A 12163-nucleotide genomic window follows, 5' to 3' on the forward strand; every position below is an offset into this window, starting at 1 on the left:
ACAATGTCCGGCAGACGGGGTATCAACATATCTGGCGTTGATTTTTGGCACGCTGTTGAGTTCTCAAGGAACGGACGCTTCCTTTGTACTCACCCAAGAACTTCTTCTCAGGCTTTCCTCCGGGCAGTTTCCCTTCGGTCTTGCGTTTCCAACCTTACCAGATCCGTTTTCCGTTCCGTTTCCGGTCGGAATTCATTCCCGGTGGCCGCTGGAGGGCCTTGCCTAATTGATTGCCTTGCGGCTTTCTTTCGGCGAGTCCGACTTTATCAGAAGTTTTTGACCGGACTGGCCGGCCGTTCGTTCCGAATCATCGGGTGGGCTCACTCGGGAATTTACTTTCACGAGCGGCCGATAGATTTTCCCTGCGCCCTGGGGTATATCCACCTCTAGGCAACTGTTCTAATCTACCTCCCCACACGCACCGTGTCAACGGCTCTTGTGGGAACGACGAGGAGACTAACAGCCCGGCAGGGGTGGACGCACATCAGGCTGCCGTGGGGACCGTGGCGCTGCGTTCGTGCTCCTCCACATCGCCCGTGTCACCGGCGCGGACGGCACGTCCGCCCAGGACATAGACGTAGGCCAGGAAGGCGAGTTCGGCGAGGACGCCGATGCTGATGCGAGCCCAGGTGGGCAGGCCGGAGGGGGTGACGAAGCCTTCGATGGCACCGGACACGAACAGGACCAGCGCCAGGCCTATCGCCATGCCCAGGGCGGCTCGGCCCTCCTCGGCCAGGGCCACGCGCCGGGTGCGGGGGCCCGGGTCGATGACGGTCCAGCCGAGACGCAGGCCGGTGCCGGCGGCCACGAAGACGGCGGTCAGTTCCAGGAGGCCGTGCGGAAGGATCAGGCCGAGGAAGACGTCGAGTCGGCCGGCCGAGGCCATCAGGCCGATGCCCACACCCAGGTTCAGCATGTTCAGGAGCAGGATCCAGAGGACCGGCAGGCCCAGGAAGATGCCCAGGACCAGGCACATCGCTGCGGCCTGGGCGTTGTTCGTCCATACCTGGGCCGCGAAGGACGCGGCGGGATGGCTGGAGTAGTACGTCTCGTACTGGCCGCCGGGGCGGGTCATCTCCCGCAGGGCGTCGGGAGCCGCGAGGGATGCCTGGACCTCCGGATGGGCGCCGATCCACCAGCCGAGGAGCGCGGCGACGAGTGTGGAGAGCAGGGCGGTGGGGACCCACCAGTGCCGGGAGCGGTAGACCGCGGCGGGGAAGTGGTGGGTCAGGAATCGGGTGACGTCGCGCCAGGAGGCCCGCCGGTTGCCTGTCACCGCGCTCCGCGCGCGTGCCACCAGTCGGCTGAGACGTCCGGTCAGCTGGGGGTCGGGTGCGCTCGACTGGATCAGCGAGAGGTGGGTGGCCGTGCGCTGGTAGAGGGCGACGAGTTCGTCGACCTCGGCGCCGTCGAGCCGGCGCTGGCGGCGGAGCAGGGCGTCGAGGCGGTCCCACTCGGCACGATGGGCGGACACGAAGACGTCGAGGTCCATCGGGTGTGCTGCTCCTCGTCCCTCTGCAAAACCGCGTGTCGGCTTGTCGTACTGGTCTCACTGGTCGTACTGCGGCGCGATCTGTCCTCAGCTTGGCAGACTGGCCACTCTCGGGGCAGGTCAGGGCAGGAAACCGGAAGGACTACGGGTGTGAGTGAGCTGGTGACGGGCGAGGCGGTGGCTCTGGAGCTGCGTCCCGCGAAGCTGCCGAGCCGGGCGCTGGCCGTGCTGCTCGACCTGGTCGTGGCCGTGGTCGTGTATCTGGCGGTGGTCCTGGTCCTGGTGCTGTCGACGGCCGGCCTCGACGAGGCCGCCCAGATGGCGATATCCATCGCGAGCTTCCTGCTCGTCCTGGTGGGTGGGCCGATCGCGGTGGAGACGCTGAGCCATGGGCGTTCGCTGGGGAAGCTGGCGTGCGGGCTGCGGGTGGTGCGGGACGACGGGGGACCGATCCGGTTCCGGCACGCACTGGTGCGCGGTGCGGTCGGGGTGGTCGAGATCCTGATGACGTTCGGGGTCGTCGCGTGCATCGCCTCGCTCGTGTCGGCGCGGGGCCGGCGGCTGGGTGACGTGTTCGCGGGGACGCTGGTGGTGCGGGAGCGCGTACCGGCCGGGCAGACGGCGTTCGTGCCTCCGCCACCGCCCTGGCTGGTGGGGCGGTTCTCCGAACTCGACCTGTCCGCCGTTCCCGACGGGCTGTGGCTGGCCGTCCGCCAGTACCTCACGCGGATGCGGCAGCTGGACCCGCACGTCGGCGCGGCCATGGCGGAACGTCTCGCCACGGACCTCGCGGCGCGTACGGGGGCTCCGCCGCCGTACGGGGTGCCGCCGGGCGCGTATCTGGCGGCCGTGGTCCACGAGCGGCAGGCGCGGGAGGCTCGGCAGGCGTTCGCGGGCACGGCCGGGACGGCGGGCGTGCCGGGGGCGCCGGCCGGTGGGCCCGGCTGGGGTGAGCCGGGGACTCCCGCGGTCGCTCCGGCGTACGCGGCGCCCGGGGGGTACGTGAGCCCCGGCACGACCGCTTCTGCGGCACCGGCGGCCCCCCGGCCACACGCGTCGAACCCGTCGCAGCCGCCCCACCACGTACCGCAGACCCCCGAGACACCGCAGTCACCGCAGTCACCGCCTGCCGAACGGCCCGGCACCGGGTTCGCGCCGCCCGCGTGAGTCCTCCCCCGAGCGCCGTTCCGCTGTCGGCCGCGCGGCGCTCTCAGTCGAACGTCGACGGCGGTGTCTCCAGGTGTTCCAGCTCGATCCCGGGGGCCGCGAGGACGACGTCGCCGGCGAGGTGGACGGTGTGCTGCTCGCCCGTGTCCAGGGCTGTGACCTGGTAGGTGTCCACGGTCAGGGGGCCGTTGTCAGTGGCGTGTGCTTCTCTTTCGATCAGCGCCCAGGACTGGTCCAGGGTGCGGGGGGCCAGGACCGGGTCGGTGAAGGCCACGAGGCGTAGGCGCGTGGCGGGCGCGGAGGGGGTGAGGCGCAGGAGGCGGGCGGTGGCGATCAGGAAGGCGGGGGAGGTTCCGGTGAAGGCGTGGGCGCGGACGTTGCCTTCGGTGGCCTCGGTGCCCGTGGGGTCGGTACGGACCCAGGTGACGCCGTCGAGGGCGGCGCCGCGGACCTGCCAGCTCGCGGCGTGCAGTTCGAGGCGGATGGGGCGGCCGAGTTCGTCGAGGGCGAGGTCGACGGATCCGGCGTGATCACCGGACGGGGTGGTCCGTTGGGAGACATAGCGCCAGCCGGACGGGCCGGGCGCGCAGTGGAAGTGTTCTTCGGCGAGGGGGGTGTGGTCGTGCGGGTCGTGAAGCGAATACCGGCCGCGGGGCATGAGGGTCCTGGGTCTTGACGGGTCGGCCCGGTCCGGTGCGGGGCACGGGCCGAACGGGCAGGCCCCCGGCACGGGGGTGCGGGGGCCTGCCTGGGAGCTTCTGCCGGGACGGGTGCGTCCATGTACGTCCGTGCGCGGACGCACCCGTCGTCGGGCGGATCAGTAGCGGTAGTGATCCGCCTTGTACGGGCCCTCGACGTTCACGCCGATGTACGAGGCCTGCTCGGGGCGGAGCGTGGTGAGCTTCACGCCGAGCGCGGCGAGGTGCAGCCGGGCGACCTTCTCGTCGAGGTGCTTGGGCAGCGTGTAGACCCCGGTGGGGTACTCGGACTGCTTGGTGAACAGCTCGATCTGGGCCAGGGTCTGGTCCGCGAAGGAGTTGGACATCACGAACGACGGGTGACCGGTGGCGTTGCCCAGGTTCAGCAGGCGGCCTTCGGACAGGACGATGAGGACCTTGCCGTCGGGGAAGGTCCACGTGTGGACCTGCGGCTTGACCTCGTCCTTGACGATGCCCGGGACCTTGGCGAGGCCGGCCATGTCGATCTCGTTGTCGAAGTGACCGATGTTCCCCACGATCGCCTGGTGCTTCATCCTGGCCATGTCCGAGGCCATGATGATGTCCTTGTTGCCGGTCGTGGTGATGAAGATGTCGGCCGTCTCGACGACCTCGTCGAGGGTCGTGACCTGGTAGCCGTCCATCGCCGCCTGCAGCGCGCAGATCGGGTCGATCTCGGTGACGATGACGCGGGCGCCCTGTCCGCGCAGGGACTCCGCGCATCCCTTGCCCACGTCGCCGTAGCCGAACACGACGGCGGTCTTGCCACCGATGAGGACGTCGGTGGCGCGGTTGATGCCGTCGATCAGGGAGTGGCGGCAGCCGTACTTGTTGTCGAACTTCGACTTCGTCACGGCGTCGTTCACGTTGATCGCCGGGAACAGCAGGACGCCGTCACGCTGCATCTCGTACAGGCGGTGGACGCCGGTCGTGGTCTCCTCGGTCACGCCGCGGATCTCCGAGGCGAGCTGGGTCCACTTCTGGGAGCCCTCGGTGATGGTGCGGTTGAGGAGTTCGAGGATGACGCGGTGCTCCTCGTTCTCGGCGGTGTCGACGGCGGGAACCTTGCCGTCCTTCTCGTACTCGACGCCCTTGTGGACGAGGAGCGTGGCGTCACCGCCGTCGTCGAGGATCATGTTGGGGCCGCCGGTGGGGCTGTCCGGCCAGGTCAGCGCCTGCTCGGTGCACCACCAGTACTCCTCCAGGGTCTCGCCCTTCCAGGCGAAGACCGGGACGCCCTGGGGGTTGTCCACGGTGCCGTTCGGGCCGACCGCGATCGCGGCGGCGGCGTGGTCCTGGGTGGAGAAGATGTTGCAGGAGGCCCAGCGGACCCGGGCGCCGAGGGCGACCAGGGTCTCGATGAGGACGGCGGTCTGCACGGTCATGTGCAGAGAGCCGGTGACGCGGGCACCGGCGAGAGGCTGTGCCTCGGCGTACTCCTTGCGGATCGCCATCAGGCCGGGCATCTCGTGCTCGGCGAGGGTGATCTCCTTGCGGCCGAACGCGGCCAGGGAGAGATCGGCGACCTTGAAGTCCTGCCGGTTGTCGACAGTCGTCATGAAGAGCTGCTCCTCGGTTTCGGGTCGAGGGTGGTCAGGGCTGGTCTGCGCGGCGGCGGACACAGGGGTGCCCCGAAGAGGACACAGGGATGCCCGCGTGCGCGCAGCGCAGTCCGTCGGAGGCCCTCTCTCCCTCGGCCGGTCCTCGGTGGGACCGCCCGACCGCCATCAGCAGCGACGTCTGGCTCCGTCCCAAGCTACACCGGTCGGCCCTGCCTGCCCCAGTCCGCCCGGGTACGGATTGAGCCGAAGCCGGGGTCGGCACCGGCGGCGTCCGGGGCCGAGGTCCTCGTCCGCCGAGCCCCGGGTGGGGTGGGGCCGGGGACGGGAAGGGCCCGTCGCGCGCGTGCGCGACGGGCCCTTCCCATTGTCTGCCGGCCGGTGTGGCCGGTGGGTCAGTGTCCGGCGGTGGGGGCCGGGCCACCGGGGGCGGCCTCGGGGTCCGCGCCCCGAGCGGCCTCGGTCTCGCTGTAGATGTCGGGTTCGAGGTAGATGACGCGGGCGATCGGGACGGCCTCGCGGATGCGGGCCTCGGCGGCGTCGATCGCGTGGGCGACCTCGGTGGCCGTCTCGTCGTGCCGGACGGCGATCTTGGCGGCGACCAGCAGTTCCTCGGGGCCGAGGTGGAGCGTGCGCATGTGGATGATGGCGGGGACGGTGTCGCCGTCGACGATCGCGGCCTCGATCTTCCTGACCTGCTCCGCGCCGGCGGCCTCGCCGAGGAGCAGGGACTTGGTCTCGGCGGCGAGGATGATCGCGATCAGGATGAGCAGGACACCGATGCAGAGGGTGCCGATGCCGTCCCAGACCCCGTCGCCGGTGAGCAGGGCGAGGCCGACGCCGCCGAGCGCGAGGACCAGGCCGACGAGGGCGCCGAGGTCCTCCAGCAGGACGACGGGCAGCTCGGGAGCCTTGGCGTGACGGACGAACTCGGTCCAGGACTTGCTGCCGCGCAGTCCGTTGGACTCCTTGATGGCGGTCCGGAAGGAGAAGGTCTCGGCGATGATCGCGAAGACGAGGACGCCGACCGGCCAGTACCAGTGCTCGATCTCGTGCGGGTCCTTGATCTTCTCGTAGCCCTCGTAGATGGCGAACATGCCGCCGACGGAGAAGAGGACGATGGAGACGAGGAAGGCGTAGATGTAGCGTTCGCGGCCGTAGCCGAAGGGGTGTTGCGGGGTCGCCTCGCGCTTGGCCTTCTTGCCGCCGAGGAGGAGCAGCCCCTGGTTGCCGGAGTCGGCCAGGGAGTGCACCGACTCCGCGAGCATCGATGACGAGCCACTGAAGACGAACGCCACGAACTTCGCTGCCGCGATCGCGAGGTTGGCGGCGAGTGCCGCCACGATCGCCTTGGTGCCGCCTGACGCGCTCATGTGTCCGAGGTGTCCCTTCGCCTACGCGTGTGTCCGTGCGTGGACATGGGTACCCACGCTTCCGTCCGTCACCGGCCGGGCTTTGCCCGCCTTTTGCAGGGGGCATTGTTGCAGCCCGGCCCGGCGTCGGCGCGCCGGGCCGTGGATTCGGCACGGGTTCACCCCGCTCGGACGGTTCACCCCGCTCGGACGGTGCGGTGCCGCTCGGACGGTGCAGTGCCGCTCGGACGGTTCGGTGCCGCTCAGGCGACGACGGTGGCGCGGAACAGGGTGCCCGGTCCGGACACCTCCGCCTTCTCGTCCGCCGGTACGAAGACGGACTCGCCGGGGGCGAGCGTGTGTCCGCCCGCGCGGACCGACCCGGCCGTGCAGAGGAGGATCTGCGGGGTGGCGCGGGTGAGGTCGTGCGGGGCGGTGGCCTCGGGCAGGACATAGCGGGAGAGGCGGAACTCGTCGATGGGGGTCTCGTAGAGCTCCTCGCCGTCGGGGGACGCCTCGGGACGCAGGACGCCGGGGTCGGTCGCCTCGAAGCGGACGACGCGCAGGAGTTCGGGGACGTCGACGTGCTTGGGGGTCAGGCCGCAGCGCAGGACGTTGTCGGAGTTGGCCATGATCTCGACGCCGAGGCCGTTCAGGTAGGCGTGCGGGATGCCGGCGCCGAGGAACAGGGCCTCGCCGGGCTGCAGGGTCACGTGGTTGAGGAGCATGGCGGCGAGGACGCCGGGGTCGCCCGGGTAGTGGTGGGCGATGTCGGCGTACGGGGCGTACGCGCCGCCGAGGCGGGCGCAGGCGGCCGCGGCCTCGGTGACCGTGTGGGCCGTCTCCTCGGGGTCGGCGCCCAGGATCGCGGTCAACACCTCGCGCAGCGCGGCCTCTTCGGGCTGGGCGTGCAGGAGGTCGACGTACGGCTTGAGGGAGTCGACGTCGAGACCGGCGAGCAGGTCGGCGGCCTGCAGCGGGTCACGGAAGCCGCACAGGCCGTCGAACTCCGTGAGGGCGCAGATGAGTTCGGGCTTGTGGTTGGCGTCCTTGTAGTTGCGGTGGCCGGCGTCGATCGGGATGCCGCGCCGCTCCTCGTCCTCGTACCCCTCCCGGGCCCGTGCGAGGTCGGGGTGGACCTGGAGGGAGAGGGGGGCGCCGGCGGCGAGGAGCTTGAGGAGGAACGGGAGGCGGGGGCCGAATCTGGCGACCGCCCGGGACCCCAGCTCGCGTTCCGGGGCCGCGTCGATCACCTCGGTGAGGGGTCCGCGCCCGGTGCGGGAGGGGGCGCCGGGGTGGGCCCCCATCCACATCTCCGCCTGCGGCTCGCCGGTGGGCGCCACGCCGAGGAGCTGCGGGATGGCCGTGGTCGAACCCCAGGCGTAGGGGCGGACGGTGTTGTCGAGGCGGTCCATGCTGTGAGTTTCTCCGTACGTGGGGAGCCTGCGGGGCCCGGCCGGGGCCGGGCTGCGGTAAGGATCAGGCTCCGGAGGCGAGCGACAGGTAAACGGCGGTGAAATCCGTGATGGCGATCATCTCCGCGAGGGTCTCCAGGTCGCTGCCCTCCTCCGGTTCCAGCTCGCTGATCGCGGTGTCGTGGCCGAGGGCCAGCTCGCGGGCGGCCGGGACGGCGCTCAGCCCACCGGTCGGACGGTCGCGGAGCAGCACCACGCGCGCGTGCATGACGGGTGCGTCCTCGACGCGGTCGCGGAAGAAGTCGTCGGGGTCGGCGTTCGCGGCGAGCGGGCCGCTGAGCAGCACCGTGTGGGCGGCGAGGGCCTCCGGGAGCTGGGCGGCGAGCGCCGGGCGGCCCGCGAGATCGGCGAGCGCGGAGGCGAAGCGGCGGCCCACGGGTCCCGCCGCCTGGCCCTCGGTCCAGATCAGCGGGAGCGAGTCGGCCAGCTCGGCGGCGAGCGTCTTGGCCGGGTTGCCGTAGGTGGCGATGGCCGGGCCGCAGCGCTCGGCGACCTGGTCGAGGCGGTCGGCGACCTTCTGGAGGGCGTCGGGCGGGGCGGTGACCACACCGGTGCGGTCCAGCAGCGCGAGCATCGGCGTGAGCAGGGCCCACAGGACGCCGGGGGCGGCGGCGCCGAGCGGCACCTCCTGCTCGTACGGACTGGTGGCCATCGGTACGAAGAGGCCGTGGGCGCGTTCCATCGCCTCGGCGACGGGGGTGCGGGCCGGGGCCACGGCGACCACCGTGCTGCCTCGGCGGTACGCCTGGTCGACGAGGAGGGAGAGGCCGGGCTCGCTGCCGTCCGCGGTGGCGATCAGGAGGAGGTCGACCGGGCCCGCCCAGCCGGGCAGTTCCCAGCGGAGGGCGCCCGCGGCGGGGGCGACACCGGTGGGATGGAGACGGGTGAGGGGGCAGTTGGCCCCCGCGAGGGCGCCGAGCAGGTCGGCGACGCCCGCGGACGCAATGCCGGGGCCCGCGACCAGGAGGGCGCGAGGACGCCCGTCCGGTTTCAGCTGCGGGATGCCTGCCTCGACGCCGAGCCGGATGGCCGTACGGACCCGGGCGCCTGCCTCGGCGGCGCCGCGCAGCAGGTCGCGGCGGTCGGCCTCCGACAGGGCTTCGGGGGTGTCTAGCAGCGATTCGTCCAGCATGGGCGGCAGCCTCCGATTCGCCGGGTGCCCGGGTACGCCTTGTCGCCTGTTCGCCGGGTTTCCCGGCTCGTGCGGGTCACGCCTCGTGCGAGAGCCTGATCGCGCGGGTCACGCGGGGCGGCGGGCCTCGTCGACGAGGAGTACGGGGATGCCGTCCCGGATCGGGTAGGCGAGGCCGCAGTCCTGGCTCGTGCAGGTCAGCTCGGTGTCCTCCTCCGTGAGGGGGGCGTGGCACGCCGGGCAGGCGAGGATCTCCAGGAGGCCGGCTTCGAGCGGCATGTCGGGTCCCTTCGGGGGCGGATTCGTGCGGTGCGGCCTGGTCAGAGTACCGCCGCGCGGGGGTCGGCGTCGGGGTTGGGGCCGCCTGGCGCCGCCGGCCGGCGCTCACGCCCTGATGATCCCCAGGACCTCGTCACGGATCTTCGCCATCGTCGCCTCGTCCCTCGCCTCCGCGTTCAGCCTCAGCAGCGGTTCCGTGTTGGAGGGGCGGACGTTGAACCACCAGTCGGCGGCCGAGACGGTGAGGCCGTCGAGGTCGTCCAGGGTGACGTCCTCCCGGTCCCCGTAGGCGGTGCGCACCGCGGCCAGGCGGTCCGCCTGGTCGGCGACCGTGGAGTTGATCTCGCCGGAGCCGGCGTAGCGGTCGTACTGGGCGACGAGGGCGGAGAGCGGGCCGTCCTGGCCGCCGAGGGCGGCGAGGACGTGGAGGGCGGCCAGCATGCCGGTGTCGGCGTTCCAGAAGTCGGCGAAGTAGTAGTGGGCGGAGTGCTCGCCGCCGAAGATCGCACCGGTTCTGGCCATCTCGGCCTTGATGAACGAGTGGCCGACGCGGGTGCGCACCGGCGTGCCGCCGTTCTCGCGCACCACCTCGGGGACGGACCAGGAGGTGATCAGGTTGTGGATGACCGTGCCCTTGCCGCCGTGTCTGGCGAGTTCCCGCGCGGCGACCAGGGCGGTGATCGCGGAGGGCGGGACGGGACTGCCCTGCTCGTCGACGACGAAGCAGCGGTCGGCGTCGCCGTCGAAGGCGATGCCGAGGTCGGCGCCCTCCTCGCGGACCCGCTTCTGGAGATCGACGAGGTTCGCCGGGTCGAGGGGGTTGGCCTCGTGGTTGGGGAAGGTTCCGTCCAGCTCGAAGTACAGCGGGACGAGGTCGAGGGGCAGCCCGGCGAAGACCGTGGGGACGGTGTGGCCGCCCATGCCGTTGCCCGCGTCGACGACGACCTTCAGCGGGCGGACGGAGGTCAGGTCGACGAGGCCGAGCAGGTGCGCCGCGTAGTCCTCCAGCGTGTCCCGCCGGGTGATCGTGCCCCGCGTGGCGGCCGGGGCCGGCGCGCCCGACTCGCTCCAGCGCTCCGCCAGTTCGCGGATCTCGGTGAGGCCGGTGTCCTGACCGACGGGGGCGGCGCCCGCACGGCACATCTTGATGCCGTTGTACCGAGCCGGGTTGTGGGAGGCCGTGAACATCGCGCCGGGCAGGTTCAGCGCGCCGGACGCGTAGTACAGCTGGTCGGTCGAGCAGAGGCCGATCTCGGTCACGTCCACGCCGAGCGCGGCCGCACCGCGCGCGAAGGCACGTGACAGGCCGGGCGAGGAGGGGCGCATGTCATGGCCGGTCACGATGGCGTCCGCGCCGGTCACCCGCGCGAAGGCCGCCCCGAAGAGTTCGGCCAGGGTCTCGTCCCACTGGTCCGGGACCACCCCGCGCACGTCGTACGCCTTCACGATCGTCGACAGATCAGCAGCCACGGGCACCTCCTCCATAAGTCCTCACCGGCCACCCAAACTACCCGGCGGCGCCGCCGGTGGGCCGGGTGACCTCCGGGAACACCCGGCCGCACGGCCCGTCGGCGGACGGGGCGGGCCGGACGCGGGAACGGCGACCCCGCGACGTGTGTCGACGGGGACGGCAACGGCCTTGCTCAGGGCGCCTGTTGGCGGAGAAGAGGGTGCTCAGTTGTCGGGGGAGCGCAGTACCCGGAGGTGGCCACGGCGGGCGACCTCCATCGGGTCCGCCGTGCGGGGACCGCCACCGGCCTCCGCGGCGCGCTGCTGCGGGCGGGCCGCCTCGCGCACGGCGTTGGCGAGCGCTTCCAGGTCGTCACCGCTGGGGCGCGCGGGCGCCGAGGCGTCCAGTAGCCGTACGACCTCCCAGCCGCGCGGCGCGGTGAGGCGCTCGGAGTGCTCGGCGCACAGGTCGTAGCAGTGGGGTTCGGCGTAGGTGGCGAGGGGGCCGAGGACCGCGGTCGAGTCGGCGTAGACGTACGTCAGCGTCGCGACGGCGGGGCGGCCGCAAGCGGTGCGCGAACAGCGACGTACAGGGCTCACGATGTTGGACGGTACCGCACTCTTGAGCGGGCCGCGACGACTCTCCACCAGGTCACTCCACCGTGTCGTGCTGTGAAACGCCCCACACCCCCCTCCGAACCCGGCACGTTGACCTGCGAGTAACCCCTCGTCCGGGATGCCGAACAGCGCGGAACGCGGTCAAGTCTACGTACAAACCATGCCAATTGGTGCGAGTTCACCGGTCTCGTAGAGATACGGAATCGAGCCCAACCTTGGCTGGAATGGTCAACCTCCGACACGGCCGACAACCCTCGGAAGACCGTCGCGCGGCGAGCCGGTTGGACGGGCCGAGCCGGCCGTGCCAGGTCAGCGGCGGCGGGCCGGTGGCGGCGCCGGGGGCGTGGAGCCGGGCGGCCGGGCCTCCCGGGGATTACGCTTCACAGGTGATGGACGACCTCGTACCGCCCCGCGCCGCCTTCGCACCCGGGCCCCGCCGCCGAGACCGGCACGGCAGGGGGATGCGCGGGCCCATCGCGCCGCCCCAGGTACCGCTCGCGGCGAGTCGCGCGGAGGTGTTCGCGGATCTGGTGCAGGACTCCGTGGAGCGGCTGGAGCGGCGGTTGCCGCAGCTGGCGGACATCGACTTCCTCGTGCTGGAGGTGCCTCGGCTCGACGGGCCCGGGGACGGGGCGTGGAACGACGAGGCCGTGCCGCTCGGGGGGACCGTCGCGGCGCGGGAGGGGCGGCCGGCCCGGGTCGTGATCTACAGGCGGCCGGTGGAGATCCGCACCAAGGGGCGCGACGAGCGGGCCGCGCTGGTGCACGAGGTCGTGGTGGAGCAGGTGGCCGAGCTGCTGGGGCTCAATCCGGAGACCGTGGACCCCCGGTACGGGGAGGACTGACGCGGAGGGATGTGCCGGGGGGTTCCACCCCCGCCGCCCCCGCGGGCCCCTGCCCGGGTCCGTGTCTGCCCCTGGCGGT

12 protein-coding genes are annotated in these 12163 nt (G+C 71.8%); 3 read left to right on the plus strand and 9 right to left on the minus strand.

Annotation, left to right across the window (positions count from 1 at the left end):
• The coding region (locus ACZ6BB_RS32495; RefSeq protein WP_471618701.1) for a hypothetical protein at window positions 1-226 on the plus strand (226 nt) is incomplete at its 5' end.
• A gap of 258 nt (window positions 227-484) precedes the next feature.
• On the opposite strand, the gene ACZ6BB_RS32500 is transcribed toward ACZ6BB_RS32495, so the two are convergent.
• Window positions 485-1492 (minus strand): stage II sporulation protein M, encoded by a 1008-nt coding sequence (locus ACZ6BB_RS32500; RefSeq protein WP_471618702.1) that lies wholly within the window; start codon window positions 1490-1492, stop codon window positions 485-487.
• A gap of 150 nt (window positions 1493-1642) precedes the next feature.
• Here ACZ6BB_RS32500 and ACZ6BB_RS32505 point away from each other — a divergent pair, with 150 nt between their 5' ends.
• On the plus strand, window positions 1643-2659 hold the full coding sequence (locus ACZ6BB_RS32505; protein WP_471618703.1) for an RDD family protein: 1017 nt from the start codon (window positions 1643-1645) through the stop codon (window positions 2657-2659).
• Between the two features lie 43 nt (window positions 2660-2702).
• Here ACZ6BB_RS32505 and ACZ6BB_RS32510 read toward each other — a convergent pair whose 3' ends face one another.
• The 8 genes from ACZ6BB_RS32510 to ACZ6BB_RS32545 all read right to left on the minus strand — a co-directional run bounded on the left by ACZ6BB_RS32510 (window position 2703) and on the right by ACZ6BB_RS32545 (window position 11269).
• Complete coding sequence (locus ACZ6BB_RS32510; protein WP_471618704.1) at window positions 2703-3317, minus strand: hypothetical protein; 615 nt, start codon at window positions 3315-3317, stop codon at window positions 2703-2705.
• A 159-nt stretch (window positions 3318-3476) separates the two neighbouring features.
• The gene (ahcY, locus tag ACZ6BB_RS32515) at window positions 3477-4934 is read right to left on the minus strand and encodes an adenosylhomocysteinase (RefSeq protein ID WP_471618705.1); all 1458 of its coding nucleotides are present in this window, start codon (window positions 4932-4934) and stop codon (window positions 3477-3479) included.
• Window positions 4935-5329: 395 nt separating this feature from the next.
• On the minus strand, window positions 5330-6307 hold the full coding sequence (locus ACZ6BB_RS32520) for a cation diffusion facilitator family transporter (protein ID WP_471618706.1): 978 nt from the start codon (window positions 6305-6307) through the stop codon (window positions 5330-5332).
• 242 nt (window positions 6308-6549) lie between these two features.
• Complete coding sequence (gene manA / locus ACZ6BB_RS32525; RefSeq protein WP_471618707.1) at window positions 6550-7701, minus strand: mannose-6-phosphate isomerase, class I; 1152 nt, start codon at window positions 7699-7701, stop codon at window positions 6550-6552.
• 64 nt (window positions 7702-7765) lie between these two features.
• Entirely contained in the window at window positions 7766-8893 is a 1128-nt protein-coding gene (locus ACZ6BB_RS32530; protein WP_471618708.1) for an SIS domain-containing protein, read from the minus strand.
• A 108-nt stretch (window positions 8894-9001) separates the two neighbouring features.
• A complete protein-coding gene (locus tag ACZ6BB_RS32535; protein ID WP_005485663.1) occupies window positions 9002-9172 on the minus strand; it encodes a Trm112 family protein in 171 nt (56 codons plus the stop codon).
• Between the two features lie 105 nt (window positions 9173-9277).
• Entirely contained in the window at window positions 9278-10642 is a 1365-nt protein-coding gene (locus ACZ6BB_RS32540) for a phosphomannomutase/phosphoglucomutase (protein WP_471618709.1), read from the minus strand.
• Window positions 10643-10846: 204 nt separating this feature from the next.
• Entirely contained in the window at window positions 10847-11269 is a 423-nt protein-coding gene (locus ACZ6BB_RS32545) for a DUF3499 domain-containing protein (protein ID WP_059079841.1), read from the minus strand.
• Window positions 11270-11628: 359 nt separating this feature from the next.
• Here ACZ6BB_RS32545 and ACZ6BB_RS32550 point away from each other — a divergent pair, with 359 nt between their 5' ends.
• The gene (locus ACZ6BB_RS32550) at window positions 11629-12084 is read left to right on the plus strand and encodes a metallopeptidase family protein (RefSeq protein WP_471618831.1); all 456 of its coding nucleotides are present in this window, start codon (window positions 11629-11631) and stop codon (window positions 12082-12084) included.
• Window positions 12085-12163: the final 79 nt, after the last annotated feature.

This window comes from Streptomyces sp. NPDC041108 (genome assembly GCF_055592645.1).

Excerpts from the sequence above, each read along its gene's own strand:
- ACZ6BB_RS32500 (WP_471618702.1), bottom strand. The coding sequence starts at position 1,492 with ATGGACCTCGACGTCTTCGTGTCCGCCCATCGTGCCGAGTGGGACCGC.
- ACZ6BB_RS32510 (WP_471618704.1), bottom strand. The coding sequence starts at position 3,317 with ATGCCCCGCGGCCGGTATTCGCTTCACGACCCGCACGACCACACCCCC.
- ACZ6BB_RS32535 (WP_005485663.1), bottom strand. The coding sequence starts at position 9,172 with ATGCCGCTCGAAGCCGGCCTCCTGGAGATCCTCGCCTGCCCGGCGTGC.
- ACZ6BB_RS32550 (WP_471618831.1), top strand. The coding sequence starts at position 11,629 with ATGGACGACCTCGTACCGCCCCGCGCCGCCTTCGCACCCGGGCCCCGC.
- ahcY (WP_471618705.1), bottom strand. The coding sequence starts at position 4,934 with ATGACGACTGTCGACAACCGGCAGGACTTCAAGGTCGCCGATCTCTCC.
- ACZ6BB_RS32520 (WP_471618706.1), bottom strand. The coding sequence starts at position 6,307 with ATGAGCGCGTCAGGCGGCACCAAGGCGATCGTGGCGGCACTCGCCGCC.
- ACZ6BB_RS32530 (WP_471618708.1), bottom strand. The coding sequence starts at position 8,893 with ATGCTGGACGAATCGCTGCTAGACACCCCCGAAGCCCTGTCGGAGGCC.
- manA (WP_471618707.1), bottom strand. The coding sequence starts at position 7,701 with ATGGACCGCCTCGACAACACCGTCCGCCCCTACGCCTGGGGTTCGACC.